Consider the following 21,637-nt stretch of genomic DNA (forward strand, 5'->3'; position numbering starts at 1 on the left):
AAGGGGGGATGAAGATGAATTGGAAAACGAACGTAACAGAAATGCTTGGAATTGATTATCCCATCATTCAGGGAGGGCTTGCTTATTTAGCCTACTCAGATCTGGCTTCTGCCGTTTCAAATGCGGGAGGGCTGGGACAAATCACGGCCATGTCTCTTGAAACACCCAATGATCTGAGAAGGGAAATCAGAAAGACGAAAGAAAAAACAAGCCGGCCATTCGGGGTGAATTTTGCAATCGGACAGCATGGAAGACCGTTTTCGCATATGCTGGAAGCTGCGGTCGAGGAAGGCGTACAAGTGATTTCAATGACTGGAGGAAATCCCGCTCCTTTTTTTGAGCAGTTAAAAGGTGTGCCTGTGAAAAAACTAGTACTGGTCGCAGCTGTTAGACAAGCAGTAAAAGCAGAAGAATTAGGTGCGGATGCTATTATGGCAGTCGGTCAGGAAGGCGGGGGGCATCTGGGGAAAAATGATACCGGCACCCTAGTCCTTATCCCTCAAATCGCAGAGGCTGTATCCATTCCTGTTATTGCATCCGGAGGTCTGGCAGATGGAAAAGGGCTGATGGCCGCCCTTGCTCTTGGTGCGGATGGAATTGAAATGGGCACGCGCTTTATCGCAGTCAAAGAATGTGTACATGCCCATGAAGCCTATAAAAACGATTTAGTCGAGATGGATGAAACCAAAACCGTGCTCATTAAAAAAAGCCTTGGGGCGCCTGCCAGAGCCATATCCAATGAATGGACGAAACGGATTTTGGAGCTGGAAGAACAAAACGCAGGCTTTGAGGGGCTAAGAACGTATATAGATGGAGGAGCAAATAAAAAATACATATATGAAGGGAAAAGATCAGAAGGTTTTGGCTGGGCAGGCCAGTCCGCTGGTCTAATTCAGGATATTCCCTCTGTACAGGAGTTATTTGATAGAATATTACGAGAGGGAGAAAAGATCCGGAGACAATGGGGTCATGATTGATGAATTGGGGTGAACAAATTGGATTATCAATATCCACTGGCAGCTGACTGGTCAACTGAAGAAATCATTGATGCTGTCCAATTTTTTGAGAATGTTGAAAAAGCGTATGAGCAGGGAATCAGCCGGGAAGAATTCATGCGCAGCTACAGAAGGTTTAAGGAAATTGTACCGGGTAAAGCTGATGAAAAAAACTTATGTGATGAATTTGAAGAAGTCAGCGGCTACTCCTCCTACAGAGCTGTAAAGAAGGCTAGAGAAAGTGAAGATGGAGAAAAAATTAAAATGAATTAGTAAAAATCCCGGGAGACATTCCCGGGATTTTTCTATTAAGAAGATGTTTTCGCTAATTCATACAGAGGGAGCAGGGTTTTTAGGGAGTGTTCAATTTTCTCATGCCATTCATCGCTGCTCATGGCTTCTGCTTCTTCGCGCGTGAAATGAACTCCGCAGAGCATTTCAGCTTTCTTTACCTTTTGAAGCCTTTCCGCCATTTCTTCCAGCCCTTTTCTGCCCAACTCTTTTTGAGAAACAGCGCCTGGTTTTGTATGATCGGCAGACCAGACAAACTCGTCAGGAATCTCCGTTAAGATTTGATCCAGATTTTTTTGTACCGTTTTACCGAACGCTTGCTTCAGAGGAGCCTCATAAATCATGGCAAACCAGATGAATACATGAGTATGCCATAGGCCGATCTGGAAGTGAGGGAGCATTTTATACCCTCTTTTGCTTGGAGCGAATGCCACCCAAGTATCATCCGGCGGATTGACAGAACGGCGTGCATGCTTCGCCACATGCGGGAAGATTTCTTCCCCTGTCCAATCGGAAAGGACGGAACGATAATGCTCTCCCAGCGCTTCAAGTTTAGGGCGGACCTGTCCGGTCAGCTTTTCCATCCTCTCGTTCAATCCATCTATTGTAAACACTGCAAAGTCTTCTGCATCAAATCCTGTAAATTTCATCGCTGTCTAAACCCTCCTGATTCTAAGTAAAAATATTGTAGCACAACCGGATGCACGCTCCAATAAAGTTGCACGTTTCAACGTGACTGCAACGTGGTAAAGTATTCGTAATAAGCCATTATATAGGTAGATACACAATTTTTTTCACTGTGTTCCCTGTCATTATAAATGAACATAAGATATACAAAATCTCATCGGTCCCAGGATAAAACAGTCAGGAAATGAGTATGAAAGGGGAGTTTTTCGATGAAACAGGTCATTAAAGCCGCACAGCCAAGAGAAATAAAAAATCGCATCAGTGTGATTCAGCTGGAATTGGATTACGAACTGGCCACACTGTTTGAAGCGATGCAGGATAACAACGAAGATCAAAAATCCGAAATCAAACAAAGACTTGAAAAACTCAGAAAAGAATGGCTTAAGCTACAGGCATAGATTCTTGGATGTTAAACGAACCTTAAGTGGGTTCGTTTTTATCTGTGTCGGGCTCAGCCCTCCCTTCCCGCTTGTTTTCCTGATTTTGTTGCAGTATCCTGAATACAATAAGCATACATAGATGGACAGGCTTTCCACCATTTGCGCATTTGAAATGAATCGTATCCAAAGTTTTATCAGAAAAGAGGCTAACTATGACAAATTGGAAAGAAATTGACCTTAAAGCAAAAACCTGGGTAAAGGAAGCGGGAGAGCGAATCCGCCGGTCATTTAAATCTTCTCTTTCTATACAGACGAAATCCAATCCGAATGATCTTGTAACGAATATGGATAAAGAAACCGAGCAATTTTTCATCAGCAAAATTAACCAAACGTACCCTGATCACCGAATACTCGGAGAAGAGGGCTATGGACATAAAATTGAAGATTCACAAGGGGTTATATGGATTATAGATCCAATTGACGGCACGATGAATTTTGTTCACCAGCAGCGCAATTTTGCCATTAGCATCGGTATTTATGAAGATGGAATCGGCATGATCGGTCTCATTTACGATGTGGTTCATGACGAGCTTTATCATGCTATTAAAGGGGAAGGGGCATTTATGGATGAAATACCGCTTCCAAAGCTTGAAAAAAGGGAAGTAAAAGAAGCGATTATCGGCCTGAATGCCACATGGGTAACGGAGAACCGGAGAATTGATCCTTCAGTGCTTGCACCGTTAGTCAGAAACGCCCGAGGGACTCGGTCTTATGGATCGGCAGCCCTTGAATTTGCCTACGTTGTCTCTGGAAGACTGGACTGCTATATTACGATGAGACTGGCACCATGGGATTTTGCAGCGGGACTCGTTCTTCTCGAGGAAGTAGGAGGCAAAGCTACAACAGTCGAAGGTGAGCCAATCAGCATGATCGAGCAGAACAGCATTCTGGCGGCCAGAGAAGGACTGCATGAAGAAGTACTGAATTCTTACTTGAAAAAGGGCTGAGCATGCTGATAAGCAGAAATTTTAAAGAAAACGATTTTTCTCTTCTGTTTGAATGGGTTAAACAAAGTCCGGCCTGGATGGAAGAAGAAACAAATCCAGAAGGTCTAAGAGAATATATGAAAAAGTATGAAATGTACCAGGGGAATTGGCGTGTTTGGGAGCAAAGCGATAAACCCGCGGCTTATACCTATACGGCAGACTGGGCTCCATCGAATGAGAAGCCGTGGCTCGGAACCATTCTGGTAAATCCGTCCATAAGAAGGACCGGAATCGGAAAAAAGGTAATCGGGCTGATACGAAATGAGATGAAGGAAAAAAATCACAAGGTTCTTTTTGCGGGCGTTCCTGCTGGAAGGCTGGACTGGATCCACTTTCTGAGCGCTTCAGGTTTTGAACAATTTAAAATGGAAGAAAGTATGGGGAAATCTTATACCATTCTCATTCTGCCTATATAAAAAACGCCGCGGCTCCAATGACCGCGGCATTTTTATTTTAAAGCAGACCTTTTTCACGCATTCTCTTTTTCGTAGCAAATCCGAAGCCCATTACGGCACATAAGCCGATAATGGAAGCGAGAATCCCAAGTACGCTTCTTAATCCTACGGATACACCAATCATCATCATCATGACCGCAGCCAGTATTGCAAGCACTAAAAATATCCATTTTCCCGGCTTCATTTCCTGCATCCCCTATCATATAAAAAAGATTTCAGCTTAAGTTTACTCAAAAACTTTCTTTTTTACCAGCAGTGTGTGTTATAATATCGAGGGTATTTTGAAATTATAGGAGATGAAATTGTGAAACTTCGAAATGATCTTCGCAATATTGCGATTATTGCCCACGTTGACCATGGTAAAACGACGCTGGTAGACAAACTGCTTCATCAAGCTGGAACATTCCGTGCAAACGAGCAGGTTGCTGAACGTGCCATGGACTCCAATGATTTGGAACGTGAACGCGGAATAACGATCTTGGCTAAAAACACGGCCATTCAATATAAAGACACCCGGATCAACATCTTGGATACTCCAGGACATGCTGATTTCGGCGGTGAAGTAGAGCGGATCATGAAAATGGTTGACGGCGTTCTGCTTGTTGTCGATGCTTATGAAGGCTGCATGCCTCAAACACGCTTCGTACTGAAAAAAGCGCTTGAACAGAAACTGACTCCTATCGTTGTTGTTAACAAAATCGATAAAGATTCAGCCCGTCCGCAGGAAGTTGTCGACGAGGTTATCGATCTTTTCATCGAGCTTGACGCAACAGAAGAACAGCTGGAATTCCCGGTTGTATTCGCTTCTGCGGTAAACGGAACAGCCAGTATGAATCCGGATCCTGCCGAGCAGGAAGAAAACATGGAGTGCATCTTTGAATCGATTATGGAAACCATTCCTTCACCTGTTGATAACAGTGAAGATCCGCTGCAGTTCCAAGTAGCGCTTCTTGACTACAATGACTATGTAGGACGTATCGGAATTGGACGTGTGTTCAGAGGTACAATGCAAGTAGGGCAGCAAGTTTCCCTCATGAAGCTTGACGGAACAGCTAAAAACTTCCGGGTTACGAAAATCTTTGGTTTCCAGGGATTAAAACGTGTGGAAATCCAAGAAGCAAAAGCCGGGGACCTTGTTGCTGTATCCGGTATGGAAGACATCAACGTAGGGGAAACGGTTTGTCCGATTGAGCACCAGGAAGCCCTTCCAATTCTTCGCATTGATGAGCCAACTCTTCAAATGACGTTCCTTGTAAACAACAGCCCGTTTGCAGGACGCGAAGGCAAATTCGTCACATCCCGCAAAATTGAAGAGCGTTTAATGCAGCAGCTTCAAACGGATGTGAGTCTGCGTGTTGAAAACACAGATTCTCCGGATGCATGGACCGTTTCAGGACGCGGAGAGCTTCACCTTTCCATCCTGATTGAAAACATGCGCCGTGAAAACTATGAGCTTCAAGTGTCAAAACCTGAAGTTATCGTCCGTGAAATCGACGGCGTCCGCTGTGAGCCTGTAGAACGCGTTCAAATCGACGTTCCTGAAGACTACACAGGTGCGGTCATGGAATCCATCGGTGCCCGTAAAGGCGAGATGCTCGACATGATCAACAATGGAAACGGCCAAGTAAGAATGATCTTCATGGTTCCTTCACGAGGATTGATCGGCTATTCAACAGAATTCCTTTCCCTTACCCGCGGATATGGAATCATCAACCATACATTCGACAGTTACCAGCCGATGGCTACCGGCCAGGTTGGAGGACGCCGTCAAGGTGTACTCGTCTCTATGGAAAACGGTAAATCATCTGGGTACGGAATCATGGGAATCGAAGACCGCGGCGTAATCTTTGTTGAGCCAGGCACAGACGTTTACGAAGGAATGATTGTCGGCGAACACAACCGCGACACTGATCTAGTCGTAAACATCTGCAAAATGAAGCAGCAAACAAACGTCCGTTCCGCAACAAAAGATCAAACAACGACGATGAAAAAACCTCGCATCATGACACTTGAGGAATCTCTTGAGTACCTGAACGATGACGAGTACTGCGAAGTAACACCTGAATCCATTCGTTTGAGAAAGAAAATTCTTGAGAAAAACGAACGGGAAAGAGTAGCGAAGAAAAAGAAACTCGCTGGTCTGTAAACCGAATAAATGCTTGTCCGAAATTGGTTTCTTTGCTACTCTGAAAGAAACCAATTTTTTTTAATGTAAGGGGGTTTTCCTATGACAGATGCAGAAGTCTATGACAGAATGTGGCCTGTAGCCAAACTGATTTATACAACCATGGATCCAATTTCAGGCGGCCAGGCTATGTTTACGGTCATCCTGCTGCTATCCATTCTCGTCTTTAAGCTTGGCTTTGCCAAAAAGCTTCCGCCTCTTAAAGCCGCTGTCATCTACGCATTTCTATTTCTTGGATGTGCCGTCCTGACATTCCTTGCTGCATTCCTGCCTATAGCAGAAGGACTCGTCATCGCAGCACTGATTTTAATCATCTATAAAATCCGCCTCAACCGCCACAAGAAAATGGAGCAATCCACATGAGATCCCTTCAGGATACACTCTACAACTGGCTCTCTATCAAAGTAGTCGCCCTCGACCGGACTGACGACCCATCAGCCTTTGAAACAGCGGAATTGTTCGAGAAACTCCTTCGAGAGGATCATGGAGTCGAGCAGCTCACCTTCCATCCCGACGAAGACATGTACTGGATCTCATGTGTCCAGAATGGAGAAGAATACCGAACCCGCTTCCCTAAAGAACTGATTGATGTCATGAAAGATCAGATGCGCAAGGAGCCCGGCCGGTTTCGGAATTATATCTAATCATGCACCCCTTACTTTGTTAGTAAGGGGTTTTTTGTATAAAGCTTGAAGGGGGAAGTGAGGGGCAGAGTATGAGCGGCAGAGCGGGAGGACGGCCAAAAAAAAGGGGAGAACGGACAAATTAATGTGTCGAACGGTTAAATAAATTGGACGAATGGCTAGAAAGAGAGGATTGGCTAAATCCGGGCGGGGGCCGGCGAAATAAAGATAGAGTCCATATAATTGTGTAAATAGAAAAAGGGTCATATCACCCTCATGTTACAATGTTTTCGACCAAGAAAAAATGTAATGGAGGATGAATATGACCCAAATTAATCTTACCCTAAATGTGGAGGACTTAAAAGACCACCTCTTGAATTCTAATCTGGACGCTGTCGTGAAATCATCACTTGTTTTGATTCTGAATCAAGTGATGGAAAGCGAACGGGATGAGCACCTGAACGCGGATGCTTATGAAAGAACGAGTGGCAGGACTGACTACCGGAACGGCTATTATGAACGAGACTTTCTTGTTTCTATCGGAAAGATTAACCTGAAGGTTCCCCGTACCCGAAACGGTGAGTTTTCCACCTCTGTGTTCGAGAAATATAAGCGGGCTGACCAAGCCCTCGTCCTGTCTATGATGGAAATGGTCGTCAACGGCGTTTCAACTCGCAAAGTGACGAAGATTATGGAACAGCTTTGCGGGGAAAGTGTGTCCAAGTCCCTTGTCTCCTCCATCACCAAAAAACTTGATCCCATTGTGAACGAGTGGGCTAGCCGCCCTCTGAATGTCATGTACTACAAGTATGTGTTTGTGGATGCTTTGTATATTAAGGTCCGCGAACATCAGCGTGTGGTTTCAAAAGCAGTTTATGTGGCCGTTGGGGTCAACTCTCAGCTTAAACGGGAAGTCATTGGGCTGGCTGTCAATCATTCCGAATCCAAAGAAGGCTGGACCCAATTCTTTAGCCACCTTAAATCTAGGGGATTTCAGTCTCCCAAACTGATGATTTCGGACGCCCATAAGGGCTTGAAGGCAGCCATTCAGGAATCCTTTGTCGGAACAAGCTGGCAGAGATGCACGTTTCACTTTAAAAAGAACCTGTTTGACCGCATGCCGAAGAAACAGGCAGAAGAATTAAAACACGCCCTCCTCCGTATTTTTGATGCCGCGAAACCAGAAGACGCAAGAGCTTTAAAAGAGGAGTTTATGCACACCTATGATGGAGAGCGCGGATATGAAACGGTGCTGACACTGTTGGACGATGGTTTTGAGGATGCCATCCAATTTATGAATGAACCTCTGGGCTTCCAAAAAAAGCTGCGGACCACCAATAACCTGGAACGCCTGAATGCTGAAATCAGAAGAAGAGAGCGCGTCATTCGAATCTTCCCCAACACCCAGTCTGCTTTTCGTCTGATCGGAGCTGTCTTGATGGACTATGAAAAATCCCTCGACCCTGGAGATCGAAAGTACATGTACGACGTGAAAGAGAACTAAGTTCTCTTCCTCTATAAAAAAATGCCCTATCTATTTTATAAGGTTGAAAACATGGTATGAATATTTACACAAGATAATGGACTTGACCGAAATAAAAGGGGAGAACGGACAAATTAATGCGTCGACCGGCTAAATAAATTGGATGAATGGCCAGAAAGAGAGGATTGGCTAAATCCGGGCGGGGGCCGGCGAAATAAAAGGGGAGAACGGACAAATTAATGCGTCGACCGGCTAAATAAATTGGATGAATGGCCAGAAAGAGAGGATTGGCTAAATCCGGGCGGGGGCCGGCGAAATAAAAGGGGAGAACGGACAAATTAATGCGTTGACTGGCTAAATAAATTTGTGGAATGGCCAGAAAGAGAGGGACGCTTAAATACGGACGGAGGACGGCCAAATAAAAGGGGAGAACGGACAAATTGCTGCACCGACTGGCTAAATAAATTGTATGAATGGCCAGAAATAGAAGATCGGCTAAATACGGACGGAGGACGGCCAAATAATAGGAGAGGACGGACAAATTGCTGCACCGACTGGCTAAATAAATTGTATGAATGGCCAGAAATAGAAGATCGGCTAAATACGGACGGAGGATGGCCGAATAAAAGGGGAGAACGGACAAATTGCTGCACCGACTGGCTAAATAAATTGTATGAATGGCCAGAAATAGAAGATCGGCTAAATACGGACGGAGGATGGCCGAATAAAAGGGGAGAACGGCCAAATTAATGCGTCGACCGGCTAAATAGATTGGACGAATGGCCAGAAAAAGAGGACCAGCTAAATACGGACGGAGGACGGCCAAATTAATGCGTCGACCGGCTAAATAGATTGGACGAATGGCCAGAAAAAGAGGACTGGCTAAATACGGGAGAAGGACGGCCGAATAAAAGGGGAGAACGGACAAATTAATGCTGTGACCGGCTAAAAAAATTAGTGGAATGGCCAGAAAGAGAGGACCAGCTAAATACGGACGGAGGACGGCCGAATAAAAGGGGAGGACAGACAAATTGCTGCACCGACTGGCTAAATAAATTGGATGAATGGCAAGAAATAGAAGATCGGCTAAATACGGACGGAGGACGGCCAAATTAATGCGTCGACCGGCTAAATAGATTGGACGAATGGCCAGAAAAAGAGGACTGTCTAAATACGGGAGAAGGACGGCCGAATAAAAGGGGAGAACGGACAAATTAATGCTGTGACCGGCTAAAAAAATTAGTGGAATGGCCAGAAAGATAGGATCGGCTAAATATGGACGGAGGACGGAAAAAAAGAGAACGGACAAATTGCTTAGGCTAACGTCCATTTGTTAGCGAAGGGAAGGCAAAGAGCTTAATCCAACTAAAGAGCAGCATAGCAAAAGAGAGATAGATTCAGGGGGCTGCTAGTTTTCAACCTTGGAAAAGACGAGTGTTTAAGTAAAAAGCGGACAGCCCAAATAAAAAAATTTTAGAAAACTTCATATTTTCAGGAATATAAAGTAGATATTTTAATGCGGTGAAATACAATTTTTAATTTTTAGCCGGAAATAATGGTTTTTAGTGTTTCGTCTAAACCCTAGTATGTGAAGTATACTTTAATCATTAGTTAAAGGAGGGATGGCTTGATAGTTAAAGAAAGAGGAACTCCAATTCGAATCTTAAAATTACAGGCACTATTAAGGAGACTGAGGAAGAATCATCCTAAACGCAAACAGATTCAGGAAGATTTATCGAAGTGCATAGCAGGATATAGGGGTGAACATTCAATCGATTATTACTTGCAGCAGCTTTCTGGAGAAAAATATAGTATTTTGCATAATATTCATATTCCTTTTAATCAAAACTCATTCCAAATTGATACGCTGATTATTACAAATCAATGCATCTTTATATTGGAAGTGAAAAATTTTTCGGGAACTCTGATTTTTGACCAGACTTTTAAACAGCTGCTACGGATATGGCAAGGAAATGAAGAATGCTTTCCGGATCCTATTTTACAGGTGGACAGGCAGAAAAATTCGCTGCTTCAATTTTTAAGAAGTAAAGGTATTTTAAAGTGGTCCGTATTCCCTATGGTAGTCATCAGCAACCCGGCTACTGCTATTAAAACCAATAAAGAGTATCCGGAAGCAGAAAAACAGGTTGTCCATGCTGGAGGGATTTTATCTAAGCTAAAAGAACTTGAATTACCTTTATCCAGGGATGAGAAAAGTTCAAGTAAGAAGCAGGTAATTGATTTGCTGTTAAATAGTCATGTTGAGAAGGATTTTGACGTAATGGGGTATTACAAGGTAAGTGATCTGGATATTATGTGCGGTGTAGAGTGTTCAAAATGCAATACACTGACTATGGAAAGGAAACGGAAAGCCTGGGTCTGTACTAGGTGTCGAAATCGTGCGAAGGAAGCCCACGGGTTGGCTTTAATGGATTATTATCTTCTAAAATCTAATAGAATTACCAATCGGCAATTCAGAGAATTCACAGGATTGATTTCTGTTTCTGCAGCAAGTAAACTGCTTATTAATTCAAGCTTAAGAAAAGAGGGAGTTACTAAAGGTAGAAGCTATTTAATTGATTCTAGCCATTTTAAGAACGAAATGAAAATTAAAAGTTAGCTGTCAACTTTCTTCCCCCCTCCCAATCCATGCCATAACCCCCACAAACACCAAATGCCCCGCAGCCCACCAGCCAAAAGCAGCCAGATCATAAACGGGAGGCACTTCTTTTTCCGCCAATAGAGATAATGGGAAGTATAGAAGGAGAGCCGGCAATGTTAAAAAGAATGCGAGTGCGAGCTGTTTAGAAAAGCCGGAAACCCGCTGCTTATCGGCGATCAATACATACCCGATTCCAATGAAGACCGCTACAGCCAGGTGGATGGCAAACTCCAGCCATTCAGGAAGCGGTTTTGGATAAATAAAATCAATATTGAGCAGCAGGGTATAGACTTTAAAGCCTGCTGCCCATTGAACCCATTTGAGAAAAAGACCGAGAGCGAGGCCGCCGGCAAGACCGGAGAGTACTCCCCGGATGATCAAGACCAGTAGTCTCCAGCAGGTTTGTCCCGGTAGAGCTTGAAGTTTCCTGTACTGAGGCGTTCTTTCGTTTTTACTTCGATCCGGTCATAGCACTCAGGACAGGTGTATGTGTGGATTGGCCGGTTTCGGAGCCTTTTAGCAAGCAGGGTTTCATCATTTATTGTGTGGACTTGGTCACATATAACACATTTTACTCTCATGGATAACACCTCTAAACTGTTTGTATAGACTGATTATACCACAGGCTGAAAAAGTTTCTGAGAGGGGACTGTTTTTGTTGGAACATTTGTGAAAAATCGGTATGATAGATGTATACTGCGGCATTGGAGGGATGAAGATGGCAAATAAGGTTGAAATTCAGCTGATTGACCCGCTTTTTGACGCTTTGCAAAGGGAAAGATTTGTGACCATTGCAACCATTGATCATGAAACAGGTGCGCCGAATGTGAATGCAATTTCATGGGTGCTTGCTCCAGACCGCAACCGCCTTTATTTTGCACTGGATACTCGTTCAAGGATTTTGGAAAATATACATAAGCATCCAGCTGCTGTCATTAATCTTCTTGCGAACGAATCTGCCTATTCCATTATAGGAAACGCTCATGTCAAATACGATCGGATGGAAGATGTCCCGCTTAAGCTTTCTTTAGTGGAGCTCGAGATCTCCGAAATTCGTGATGTCATGTTTTACGGGTCCCGGATTTCTGCAGAACCGCAGTACGCGAAAACTTACGATGAAAAAGCAGCAGCCCGTCTGGATCAGCAGGTCATGGACGCATTGAAAAAAGCTTAGCCGGTTTTTTCCGGCTAAGCTTTTATGCGCTGTCTGCCTAGTTCTTCTTCAGTTCATGATTGGATTCGTCGTTCTGATGCTTATCCAATTCATTCTGGTCTTTTTTTGGAAGCTGATCATTGTCTTGCTCGGTTGGTTCTTTTTCCTGGTTATCAATCGTATCATTAGGTACATCCGGCATTACGCGTCCGACAATGGCGGCGAGTTCATCGAGAAGGCCTCCGATAGGCCGGCCCTGGCGGATTTCCTTTGCTAACTGACGGATTCTCTGGTTCGTATCGGCATCCGCAACAACGATGGCATTGGCGCCGTATGGATCGTTTTTAAGGCTCTCGGTTACGGAGTACTTGACGGATTCTACTTTGCTTCTGTCAAGCTCTGATTCCACGTCAATCCCGACAATGGCGTATTTGCCGAGTACAACAGCCGTTGCATCGTTGACATCCGGCACCCGGTTGGCGATATCAACAAGATGTTTGGAAATTTGCTGTCCTGTTTTACGGTCAACCGGCCGTTCAATACTGTTTTTAACGGTAATAGGCTTGGATTTATAATCAGTAGATGTCTCACCTTGGGAATTTTCATTGGCGGAACAGGCTGTGAGCATGAACAGGCCGGACAGGATGAAAAATAATAACGGTCGCAGCATAAGAGCACTCCTTTTCAATGGCTTTTAACTTTATTGTCTAAATAACCTTCTATCTTTATTCACAAAATCATATATTTTAGCATCGAATTATGAACAGGCTGTGGTGAGAGTGAAGGCGGCGTCTGCCGCCATATGCGGACTAGGAGGCGGAATATTGAATAAGGTTTATGTATTGGACACGAATGTACTGCTGCAAGATCCGAATTCAATTTTTTCTTTTGATGACAATGAAGTGGTCATCCCGGCTGTTGTGCTGGAAGAAGTGGACTCCAAAAAACGCTATATGGATGAAGTTGGCCGAAATGCAAGGCAGGTTTCCAAATTGATTGACGGCCTGCGCGAAAAAGGGAAGCTTCATGAGAAAATACAGCTCCACAATGGGGGAGTCTTGAGAATAGAATTAAATCACCGGTCTTTCCATGAATTGCAGGATATTTTTGTTGAGAAAACAAATGATAACCGGATTCTTGCCGTGGCCAATAATCTGTCAAATGAAGAAAAACTTAAAGAAAACGGCCGTCCGGTTATTATTGTAAGCAAAGATACGCTGGTCCGTGTAAAAGCAGATGCACTTGGGCTCATTGCTGAGGACTTTCTAAGTGACCGGGTGGTGGAAGTGGACCACATTTATACAGGTTTCCTCGATTTGTACATAGACAGAGGAAATTTGGACAGGTTTTATGAAAAAAATGAATTGCTCCTGATAGAAATAACGAATCATCCGTTTTATCCGAATCAGTTCGTCATCATGAAGGATGCACTCGGCGGATCTGCGTCAGCGGTGGGAATGGTGGATAAAACAGGGAAAAAGGTCAAAAGACTGTTTACGGATCATGATCATATTTGGGGCATAAGGCCGAGGAATGTTCAGCAGACGATGGCGCTTGAATTGCTTCTTAGGAACGATTTGCCGCTTGTTACGCTGGTAGGGAAGGCGGGCACAGGGAAAACCCTCCTGGCGCTTGCTGCGGGCCTTATGCAGACGGAGGATATGGGGACGTTTAAAAAGCTTCTGGTTGCAAGGCCGATTGTTCCGGTCGGCAAAGATATCGGTTTTCTTCCGGGAGAAAAGGAAGAGAAGCTTCGTCCCTGGATGCAGCCGATTTATGATAATCTTGAATTTTTATTTAACACGAAAAAACCGGGTGAGCTTGATGCCATTCTGGCCGGCATGGGGTCAATTGAAGTGGAAGCTTTGACATATATCAGGGGGCGCAGCATCCCGGATCAATACATCATCATTGATGAAGCGCAGAATCTGACGAAGCACGAGGTTAAAACCATCCTTACAAGGGTTGGGGAAAGAAGCAAAATTGTCCTCATGGGGGATCCGGAGCAAATTGATCATCCGTATCTGGATGAGTACAATAATGGACTGACGTATGTAGTGGAAACATTTAAAGACCAGCAGATTGCCGGGCATGTCAAGCTCGTTAAAGGAGAACGGTCAGGCCTCGCTCAGCTTGCGGCTGATTTGCTGTAATGAAGGGGAAGGTGCCCGGTCAGGCACCTTCCTTTTTTACAAGATCACGATTTCTTTAACCTTTTTGATCGGGAAACTGCGATTGGACCCGTCTCCGAAATATAAGTGCATCGGTCCATCTTCTTTTAGCGGTTTTCCGTCGATGCTGAATGCGGCAATCATCTCCATGGCCTGTTCAAGGGAGATAACGGAAATTTCATCTTCTGAAACGATATGGACAGATGCTGCATCCTGACCGATCTCAGCATTTTCTAAAAAGGGAGCAAACCGGATTCCGAATGTTCCTGCAGCAAGTTCCTGCTTCTTGAATACTTTTTTCTCCGTCTGCGGGGCTGGTGCTTCATTGCCTTCTTTGATTTCCCTGTCCCAGTGTCTGGAAATGGATTTAGTATAGTCCTCATCATCGTTTGTTTTTTCTGTTCTGCTGTTAAAGAAACTTTCAAGATCTGCTTTGCGGTCGTCAAAGATCCATACACTTGGATCAATGGTGATCGGATATTTTACTTTCCCGGTTATCTGAATGATATCATTCATTTTCCATCACTCCTCCAGTAGCCATTATAAGGCCTTAGGGACGGCTTGTCATGAACGGCATGCAGATAGAATGCACCGGGTGCCGTTTATTGGCGAAGCAAAGCAGGTTTTGTCCCCCACATATACCTTGCATTTTTCTTTTTTTCCCTTTAATATTAATAGGTAGATTAGAGGTAATCGCTCGGGAACGGAGGGATTCATTTGGCTTCTGAGATTGCGATTGATCATCGTGAGAAGGCGCTTGCGCTTTTGAAAGCTGACGCTGATAAAATCATGAAATTAATCAAGGTTCAGATGGATAATTTAACAATGCCCCAATGCCCTCTCTATGAAGAGGTTTTAGATACACAAATGTTTGGTTTATCCAGAGAAATTGATTTCGCCGTACGCCTTGGTCTTGTGTATGAGCATGAAGGAAAAGTACTGCTGGATTCCCTTGAACGCGAGTTATCTGTGCTGCATGAGGCATTTACGAAAAAATAAAAACCTAGAACTCAAACTCATTGCATGACAATAGTTTGAGTTTTTTTAGCATTTAGAGGGATTCTTTTGGCCTGGATGCAAGCCATGCTTTTCCTAATGGAATTCCTCCATTCGTTCGTTGTGCGAAGCGGCTTACCCTGATACGATGAAAGAGAAGGCAGATTGAATCTGCAGTGTGCAAATAATTCGAAAAGACAAAATTTTTAGAAGAATTAATTGAAAAAGTAGGGAAGAGAGTTTATGATAAAAAAAATCCTAAAATCATATGATTATACTCTGATTTTCTCCATCTTTCTGCTTTGTGTGTTTGGACTGGTCATGGTATACAGTTCCAGTATGATCACCGCAGTGGCAAGATTCGGGACTGAGAGTGACTTCTTTTTTAAGAAGCAGCTGATTACAATTTGTGTCGGAACGGTTGCATTTCTTGCAGCGGCAGTGATTCCTTACCGAATCTTTCTGACGAAAAAACTAATGCCGGCCATCATGCTTGTTTCAGTCGGCCTTCTCGGTATTCTGTTTCTATACGGGCATACGGCAGGAAATGCGAAAAGCTGGATCAAGATTGCCGGTTTTACGATGCAGCCTGCAGAATTTGTTAAGCTGAGTGTGATTCTTTATTTGGCAGCAATCTATGAAAAAAAGCAGGCTTACATTAATAACTTTAAAAAAGCTGTGATGCCGCCTCTCTTTTTCACAGGATTTATTTGCTTACTGATTGTCATCCAGCCGGATATTGGAACAGCGATGATCATCGCCCTGATTGCAGCAGTGATGGTGTGTGTTTCAGGCATGAATTGGAGAAGCATTACAGGCCTGGCTCTGCTGGCTGTTTTATTTCTTCTGCTTCTCAGTCCGATAATTTTTATGAATTCGGACAAGTTTATTACACCTGAGCGAATATCAAGATTTGAAGGGTTTACAGATCCTTTTGGAACAGAAGAAGATGACGGCTATCAGCTGGCGAATTCTCTTTATGCCATTGGTTCGGGAGGGATTACAGGGCTCGGACTCGGCAACAGTGTCCAAAAATACGGCTATCTTCCTGAATCCCATACGGACTTTATCATGGCGATTATTGCAGAGGAGCTTGGTCTGTTTGGAGTCCTTTTCGTATTGGGCCTGCTTGGGGTCGTCATTTTCAAAGGATTTTTGATTGCAAGGAAATGCGAAGACGCTTTTGGTACGCTGCTGGCTGTTGGAATATCCAGTATGATTGCCATCCAGGCAGGGATTAACTTGGGAGGACTGACCGGGTTGATTCCCATCACAGGGGTAACCCTTCCGTTTATCAGCTACGGAGGATCATCGATGCTTGTATTGATGATTTCTGCAGGTCTTCTAGTCAATGTGTCTATGTTTGCGAATTATCGAATGAAGTACCGTACCGGGACAGATAAAGCAGGGGTAAAAAAGACCGTTCCCCCATTTAAAAATCCGATGTCCAGCAAAATGTGATATTCTATTTTTAAATATGACACACTAATATAGTTGCCTTAGGAGGAGATCCATCTCATGCAAACAATCCAAAAAGTGCTTGTGGCTAACCGCGGGGAAATTGCGATTCGTGTATTCAGAGCCTGTACAGAACTGAATATAAGAACCGTTGCCATTTATTCAAAAGAAGATGCCGGAGCTTATCACCGCTATAAAGCGGATGAAGCTTACCTTGTAGGCGAGGGGAAGAAACCGATTGATGCCTATTTGGATATAGACGGCATTATTGAAATCGCAAAGGCTAATAATGTGGATGCCATCCATCCAGGCTATGGGTTCTTGTCCGAAAATATTCATTTCGCAAGACGGTGCGAGCAGGAAGGCATCATATTCGTAGGACCTGAATCAAAGCACTTAGATATGTTTGGAGATAAGGTTAAGGCAAGAAAACAGGCTGAATCAGCTGGTATTCCGGTGATTCCGGGGAGCGATGGCCCTGTTGAAAACTATGAGGATGCAGTCAGCTTCGGAGAAAAATACGGGTATCCGTTTATCATTAAAGCGTCACTTGGCGGCGGCGGACGGGGCATGAGAATTGTCCGGACGAAGGCTAGTGTAAAAGAATCGTTTGAACGGGCCAAATCAGAGGCAAAGGCAGCATTCGGCAATGATGAAGTATATGTAGAAAAACTGATCGAGAATCCGAAGCATATTGAAGTGCAGATTATGGGAGATGCGAGCGGGAATATTGTTCACTTATTTGAACGGGACTGCTCCATTCAAAGAAGGCATCAAAAAGTCGTGGAAGTGGCTCCAAGCGTTTCTCTAGGGGAAGACTTCAGACTGGCCATTTGCGATGCCGCCGTGAGATTGATGAAAAAAGTAGAGTATGTGAATGCGGGAACGGTCGAATTTCTTGTATCCGGAGATGAATTTTATTTCATTGAAGTAAATCCGAGGGTGCAGGTTGAACATACCATTACAGAGATGATTACCGGCGTGGATATCGTTCAGACCCAGCTTATGGTGGCAGATGGTCTGAAACTTGACAGTCCGCAAATCGGAATCTCGTCTCAGGATGCAGTACATACGAACGGATATGCCATTCAGTCCCGTGTAACGACAGAAGATCCGTTGAATAATTTTATGCCGGATACAGGAAAAATCATGGTGTACCGCTCCGGCGGCGGATTCGGTGTACGCCTGGATGCAGGGAATGGATTCCAGGGAGCTGTGATCACCCCTTATTACGATTCGCTGTTGGTTAAGGTCTCGACATGGGCTTTGACATTTGAACAGGCGGCTGCCAAGATGGTTCGGAATCTTAAGGAGTTCAGAATCCGCGGCATTAAAACCAATATTCCGTTTCTAGAAAATGTGGTGAAGCATGATTCATTCTTAAGCGGTGAATACAATACAACGTTTATTGACAGCTCTCCTGAACTGTTTATTTTTCCTAAACGGAAGGACCGCGGAACGAAAATGCTGAGCTACATCGGCAACGTAACCGTGAACGGCTTTCCTGGAATCGGCAAGAAAAAGAAGCCTGATTTCGATCTGCCTCCGGTACCAAGCATTAAACACATCGGGGACTTTCCTTCGGGAACGAAAAACATCCTTGAAGAGCGTGGCGCGGAAGGTCTGGTCAAGTGGATTAAAGAACAGCCGCAGGTCCTTCTCACGGATACGACATTCCGGGATGCCCACCAGTCCTTGCTGGCAACAAGGCTTCGTACGACGGATATCATGAAAATTGCTGAGCCAACTGCAAAGCTCGCTCCGGAGCTGTTTTCCCTTGAAATGTGGGGAGGGGCCACTTTTGATGTGGCATACCGGTTCTTGAAAGAGGATCCTTGGGATCGTCTGCTGACGGTCAGAAAACAGGTTCCAAATGTTCTTCTCCAAATGCTCCTGAGAGCTTCTAACGCAGTAGGCTATAAAAATTATCCGGATAATGTCATTAAAGAGTTCGTTGAAAAGTCATCCAACGCAGGAATAGACGTTTTCAGAATTTTTGACAGCCTGAACTGGGTAAAGGGAATGACGCTTGCTATTGATGCTGTCCGTGACAGCGGAAAACTTGCAGAAGCCGCCATTTGTTACACAGGAGATATTCTTGATCCGTCACGAAGAAAGTATGATCTGACCTATTATAAGGAGCTTGCGAAGGAATTAGAAAATGCGGGAGCTCATATTCTGGCAATTAAAGACATGGCGGGCCTGTTAAAGCCCCAGGCTGCTTATGATCTGATTTCTGCCTTGAAAGAAACGATTGAAATCCCGATTCATCTTCATACGCATGATACGAGCGGAAACGGAACGTTTATGTATGCCAAGGCTGCGGAAGCAGGGGTCGACATTGTCGACGTGGCTGTCAGTTCAATGGCGGGACTCACATCCCAGCCAAGTGCCAGTACATTCTACTATGCACTCTCCGGTATGGATAGGCAGCCTAAATTAAATGTAGATGTGCTCGAACAGCTCTCTCATTATTGGGAAGGTGTCCGGAAGTATTATCAGGATTTTGAGAGCGGGATGATTGCACCGCATACCGAAGTGTATCAGCATGAAATGCCGGGCGGTCAATACAGCAATCTGCAGCAGCAGGCTAAAGCTGTAGGTCTTGGGGACCGCTGGGATGAAGTGAAGGAAATGTACCAGCGTGTGAACACGTTATTCGGGGATCTTGTAAAAGTAACCCCATCCTCCAAAGTAGTAGGGGACATGGCCCTGTTTATGGTACAGAATCATCTATCGGAAGATGATGTTTATGAGCGTGGAGAGTCCCTTGATTTTCCGGATTCTGTTGTCGAGATGTTCGAAGGATACCTGGGGCAGCCTCACGGCGGTTTCCCGAAGGAGCTACAGCGGATTATCCTGAAGGGCAAAGAACCGATTGAAGTAAGACCCGGTGAGCTCCTGAAGCCGGTCGACTTTGATAAAATCAAAGAAGACCTGTTCCAGACGCTGAACAGACCTGTAACAAGCTTTGAGGCGATTGCCCATGCTCTATATCCGAAAGTATTTTTGGATTATGCTAAGACGTTTGAGCAATTTGGGGATGTGTCCGTGCTCGATACCCCAACTTTCCTCTATGGAATGAGACTCGGGGAAGAGGTTGAAGTGGTCATCGAACAAGGGAAAACACTGATTGTGAAGCTGGTTTCAATCGGAGAGCCTCAAGCGGATGGAACAAGGGTTGTGTATTTTGAATTGAACGGGCAGCCCCGTGAAGTCATTATTAAGGACGAAAGCATCAAATCAGCCGTTGCTGCAAAATTGAAAGCCGATGGCGGCAATCCGGAGCATATCGGAGCTTCCATGCCTGGAACGGTCATTAAAGTTCTCGTCTCCAAGGGCGAGAAAATTAACAAAGGCGATCATTTAATGATCACAGAAGCGATGAAAATGGAAACGACTGTACAGGCTCCATATTCAGGAGTCGTAAAAGAAATTCATGTAAGCAATGGAGAGCCGATTCAAACCGGGGATCTGTTAATTGAACTATCCAATTAAAGGGAAAAGCAGCCGTCAGCGGCTGCTTTTTTTCATACCTGTCAGCACATTTAATCTGTACCATGCTTGTTTTTCCAGTTAAAATCTTCTCCAGAAGGGAATGGTCCTATTAGAGGAGGGTGAAAAATGGGAAGTGCAGTCGTATGGTTTCGCAGAGATTTTCGTTTTCAGGATCATCAGGCTCTTTCAGAAGCGCTATCGTATTGTAAACAACATGACTCAAACCTGTTATTCGTATTCCATTTGAACCGCCATTTTCTGAATGAAGCGGACACGGGAATGCGGCATCAGTATTTTATGGAAACAGTTCTGGACTTCAAGGCAAGGTGCCGAAAGCTTGGGACCGATTTGCTGTTTATAGAAGGGGAACCGGTAAAAGCTTTTCAGCAATTACTGGACAAGCATGATGATATTAATGCGGTCTTCTTTAATGCAGATGAAGCAGCATATGGAAAAGAAAGAGATGAAAAGGTTCGGAAGTGGCTGGAAGATAAAGATATTCAGGTGAATACATATCAGGACGCTTACATACATGGACCGGATGAAGTGCTGAAAAAAGACGGTTCGGTTTATAAAGTGTTTTCGCCCTATTATAAATCGTGGAAACAAAAGCGAAAAGACGGAATAAGAAAGCTGTCTTTTAAAGAACTGGAAAAGTATGCACGAAAAGCAGGTGCAGTTTCAGAAGAGGCAGAAAGTGAAATGAAGAAGCTTGCTAAAGGCTCAGAGAACATGGATTGGGAGATAGGAGAAAAGGCTGCCCGTTCACAGCTGAAAAAATTTATTGAAGAAGAGCTGGACTCTTATCCGTCCGGCCGTAATATCCCTTCTAAAAAGGGAACGAGTCTGATGTCACGCTATTTAAAAACCGGCACCATTTCTCCAAGAACTGTCTATGCAGCGATTGCCCAGGCTGATGCGAAAGAAGAGAGCAAAGAAGCCTACATTCGAGAGCTCGCTTTTCGGGACTTTTATCAAATGTTGTACGCCCATTATCCTGAAACGAAAGAACAGGAGTTTATTAAGGATTACCGTGAGCTCGAATGGAATCGGGATGAGCGTCTGCTGAAGGCGTGGATCGACGGGAAGACCGGATATCCGATTGTAGATGCAGGGATGAGGCAGCTGAAGAAAGAAGGCTGGATGCATAACCGTCTCCGCATGATTACTGCATCTTTTTTAACAAAAGATTTGTTATTGGATTGGAGAATGGGCGAAAAGTATTTCGCTTCAGCCCTTGTTGATTATGACCCTGGATCCAATGTGGGCGGATGGCAGTGGGCTGCATCAGTCGGAACGGACGCTGTACCTTATTTCAGGATATTTAATCCTGTCACCCAGTCAAAGCGGTTTGATCCGGATGGAGAGTATATCAAGAAGTATGTAGAGGAGCTTTCGGAAGTAAAATCACCCAGGATTCATGAGCCATGGAAAATGACAGAAGAAGAACAGAATGAAGCATCCTGTGTTATCGGAAAAAATTATCCCGAACCAATAGTGGATCATCAGGAACAGAGAAAGAAAGCAATAGCATTGTTCAAAAATGAACAATAA

Annotated in this window: 23 protein-coding genes; 16 read left to right on the forward strand and 7 right to left on the reverse strand. The window is 44.4% G+C overall.

Annotation, left to right across the window (positions count from 1 at the left end; genetic code table 11):
- Positions 1 to 14 precede the first annotated feature (14 nt).
- Positions 15 to 977 (forward strand): NAD(P)H-dependent flavin oxidoreductase, encoded by a 963-nt coding sequence (locus CEF21_RS10750; protein WP_123916204.1) that lies wholly within the window; start codon positions 15 to 17, stop codon positions 975 to 977.
- Positions 978 to 995: 18 nt separating this feature from the next.
- Positions 996 to 1,268: a UPF0223 family protein gene (locus CEF21_RS10755; RefSeq protein ID WP_123916206.1), complete on the forward strand. Its 273-nt coding sequence runs from the start codon at positions 996 to 998 to the stop codon at positions 1,266 to 1,268.
- Positions 1,269 to 1,303: 35 nt separating this feature from the next.
- On the opposite strand, the gene CEF21_RS10760 is transcribed toward CEF21_RS10755, so the two are convergent.
- A complete protein-coding gene (locus CEF21_RS10760) occupies positions 1,304 to 1,936 on the reverse strand; it encodes a YktB family protein (RefSeq protein WP_123916208.1) in 633 nt (210 codons plus the stop codon).
- A gap of 246 nt (positions 1,937 to 2,182) precedes the next feature.
- Here CEF21_RS10760 and CEF21_RS10765 point away from each other — a divergent pair, with 246 nt between their 5' ends.
- The 3 genes from CEF21_RS10765 (at position 2,183) to CEF21_RS10775 (ending at position 3,815) form a co-directional block, all read left to right on the forward strand.
- Positions 2,183 to 2,371 (forward strand): hypothetical protein, encoded by a 189-nt coding sequence (locus tag CEF21_RS10765; protein WP_123916210.1) that lies wholly within the window; start codon positions 2,183 to 2,185, stop codon positions 2,369 to 2,371.
- Between the two features lie 194 nt (positions 2,372 to 2,565).
- Entirely contained in the window at positions 2,566 to 3,360 is a 795-nt protein-coding gene (locus CEF21_RS10770; protein ID WP_123916212.1) for an inositol monophosphatase family protein, read from the forward strand.
- A gap of 2 nt (positions 3,361 to 3,362) precedes the next feature.
- Positions 3,363 to 3,815 carry a GNAT family N-acetyltransferase gene (locus CEF21_RS10775; RefSeq protein WP_123916214.1) on the forward strand — a complete coding sequence of 151 codons (453 nt, stop codon included), beginning with the start codon at positions 3,363 to 3,365 and terminating at the stop codon, positions 3,813 to 3,815.
- A 37-nt stretch (positions 3,816 to 3,852) separates the two neighbouring features.
- Here the strand turns inward: CEF21_RS10775 and CEF21_RS10780 are convergent, their stop codons facing one another.
- Positions 3,853 to 4,038 carry a YlaF family protein gene (locus tag CEF21_RS10780; RefSeq protein WP_123916216.1) on the reverse strand — a complete coding sequence of 62 codons (186 nt, stop codon included), beginning with the start codon at positions 4,036 to 4,038 and terminating at the stop codon, positions 3,853 to 3,855.
- A gap of 120 nt (positions 4,039 to 4,158) precedes the next feature.
- On the opposite strand from CEF21_RS10780, the gene typA reads away from it, so the two are divergent.
- From typA to CEF21_RS10800, 4 genes are all read left to right on the forward strand, one after another.
- Positions 4,159 to 6,000, forward strand: a complete 1,842-nt coding sequence (typA, locus tag CEF21_RS10785) for a translational GTPase TypA (RefSeq protein ID WP_123916218.1) — start codon at positions 4,159 to 4,161, stop codon at positions 5,998 to 6,000.
- Positions 6,001 to 6,141: 141 nt separating this feature from the next.
- Complete coding sequence (locus CEF21_RS10790; protein WP_481747672.1) at positions 6,142 to 6,402, forward strand: YlaH-like family protein; 261 nt, start codon at positions 6,142 to 6,144, stop codon at positions 6,400 to 6,402.
- Positions 6,399 to 6,683: a hypothetical protein gene (locus tag CEF21_RS10795; RefSeq protein ID WP_123916222.1), complete on the forward strand. Its 285-nt coding sequence runs from the start codon at positions 6,399 to 6,401 to the stop codon at positions 6,681 to 6,683. Before CEF21_RS10790 ends, CEF21_RS10795 begins: the two co-directional genes overlap by 4 nt.
- A 301-nt stretch (positions 6,684 to 6,984) precedes the next feature.
- Positions 6,985 to 8,166, forward strand: a complete 1,182-nt coding sequence (locus CEF21_RS10800) for an IS256 family transposase (protein WP_123913491.1) — start codon at positions 6,985 to 6,987, stop codon at positions 8,164 to 8,166.
- Between the two features lie 64 nt (positions 8,167 to 8,230).
- Here the strand turns inward: CEF21_RS10800 and CEF21_RS10805 are convergent, their stop codons facing one another.
- Positions 8,231 to 9,454, reverse strand: coding sequence for a hypothetical protein (locus CEF21_RS10805; RefSeq protein WP_123916224.1), 1,224 nt, complete (start codon positions 9,452 to 9,454; stop codon positions 8,231 to 8,233).
- 318 nt (positions 9,455 to 9,772) lie between these two features.
- Here CEF21_RS10805 and CEF21_RS10810 point away from each other — a divergent pair, with 318 nt between their 5' ends.
- On the forward strand, positions 9,773 to 10,765 hold the full coding sequence (locus tag CEF21_RS10810; RefSeq protein WP_123916226.1) for a nuclease-related domain-containing protein: 993 nt from the start codon (positions 9,773 to 9,775) through the stop codon (positions 10,763 to 10,765).
- Between the two features lie 3 nt (positions 10,766 to 10,768).
- On the opposite strand, the gene CEF21_RS10815 is transcribed toward CEF21_RS10810, so the two are convergent.
- Together CEF21_RS10815 and CEF21_RS10820 are read right to left on the reverse strand one after the other, a co-directional pair.
- Positions 10,769 to 11,188, reverse strand: a complete 420-nt coding sequence (locus CEF21_RS10815; protein WP_123916228.1) for a hypothetical protein — start codon at positions 11,186 to 11,188, stop codon at positions 10,769 to 10,771.
- Positions 11,185 to 11,388, reverse strand: coding sequence for a YlaI family protein (locus CEF21_RS10820; RefSeq protein WP_123916230.1), 204 nt, complete (start codon positions 11,386 to 11,388; stop codon positions 11,185 to 11,187). Before CEF21_RS10820 ends, CEF21_RS10815 begins: the two co-directional genes overlap by 4 nt.
- A 137-nt stretch (positions 11,389 to 11,525) precedes the next feature.
- Between CEF21_RS10820 and CEF21_RS10825 the strand changes: the two genes are divergently transcribed.
- On the forward strand, positions 11,526 to 11,981 hold the full coding sequence (locus tag CEF21_RS10825; RefSeq protein ID WP_123916232.1) for a pyridoxamine 5'-phosphate oxidase family protein: 456 nt from the start codon (positions 11,526 to 11,528) through the stop codon (positions 11,979 to 11,981).
- A gap of 37 nt (positions 11,982 to 12,018) precedes the next feature.
- On the opposite strand, the gene CEF21_RS10830 is transcribed toward CEF21_RS10825, so the two are convergent.
- Entirely contained in the window at positions 12,019 to 12,630 is a 612-nt protein-coding gene (locus CEF21_RS10830; protein WP_123916234.1) for a YhcN/YlaJ family sporulation lipoprotein, read from the reverse strand.
- A gap of 154 nt (positions 12,631 to 12,784) precedes the next feature.
- Between CEF21_RS10830 and CEF21_RS10835 the strand changes: the two genes are divergently transcribed.
- Entirely contained in the window at positions 12,785 to 14,113 is a 1,329-nt protein-coding gene (locus CEF21_RS10835) for a PhoH family protein (RefSeq protein ID WP_123916236.1), read from the forward strand.
- Between the two features lie 36 nt (positions 14,114 to 14,149).
- Here CEF21_RS10835 and CEF21_RS10840 read toward each other — a convergent pair whose 3' ends face one another.
- Positions 14,150 to 14,647: a molybdopterin-binding protein gene (locus CEF21_RS10840; RefSeq protein ID WP_123916238.1), complete on the reverse strand. Its 498-nt coding sequence runs from the start codon at positions 14,645 to 14,647 to the stop codon at positions 14,150 to 14,152.
- A 201-nt stretch (positions 14,648 to 14,848) separates the two neighbouring features.
- On the opposite strand from CEF21_RS10840, the gene CEF21_RS10845 reads away from it, so the two are divergent.
- From CEF21_RS10845 to CEF21_RS10860, 4 genes are all read left to right on the forward strand, one after another.
- Positions 14,849 to 15,130 carry an Fpa/YlaN family protein gene (locus tag CEF21_RS10845; RefSeq protein WP_123916240.1) on the forward strand — a complete coding sequence of 94 codons (282 nt, stop codon included), beginning with the start codon at positions 14,849 to 14,851 and terminating at the stop codon, positions 15,128 to 15,130.
- Positions 15,131 to 15,370: 240 nt separating this feature from the next.
- The gene (gene ftsW / locus CEF21_RS10850) at positions 15,371 to 16,588 is read left to right on the forward strand and encodes a putative lipid II flippase FtsW (protein WP_123916241.1); all 1,218 of its coding nucleotides are present in this window, start codon (positions 15,371 to 15,373) and stop codon (positions 16,586 to 16,588) included.
- Positions 16,589 to 16,645: 57 nt separating this feature from the next.
- The gene (gene pyc / locus CEF21_RS10855; protein ID WP_123916243.1) at positions 16,646 to 20,083 is read left to right on the forward strand and encodes a pyruvate carboxylase; all 3,438 of its coding nucleotides are present in this window, start codon (positions 16,646 to 16,648) and stop codon (positions 20,081 to 20,083) included.
- 126 nt (positions 20,084 to 20,209) lie between these two features.
- Positions 20,210 to 21,637, forward strand: coding sequence for a cryptochrome/photolyase family protein (locus tag CEF21_RS10860; RefSeq protein WP_123916245.1), 1,428 nt, complete (start codon positions 20,210 to 20,212; stop codon positions 21,635 to 21,637).

The sequence above is a fragment of the Bacillus sp. FJAT-42376 genome (assembly GCF_003816055.1).
In the GTDB taxonomy this organism is placed as follows: domain Bacteria; phylum Bacillota; class Bacilli; order Bacillales; family Bacillaceae; genus Metabacillus_B.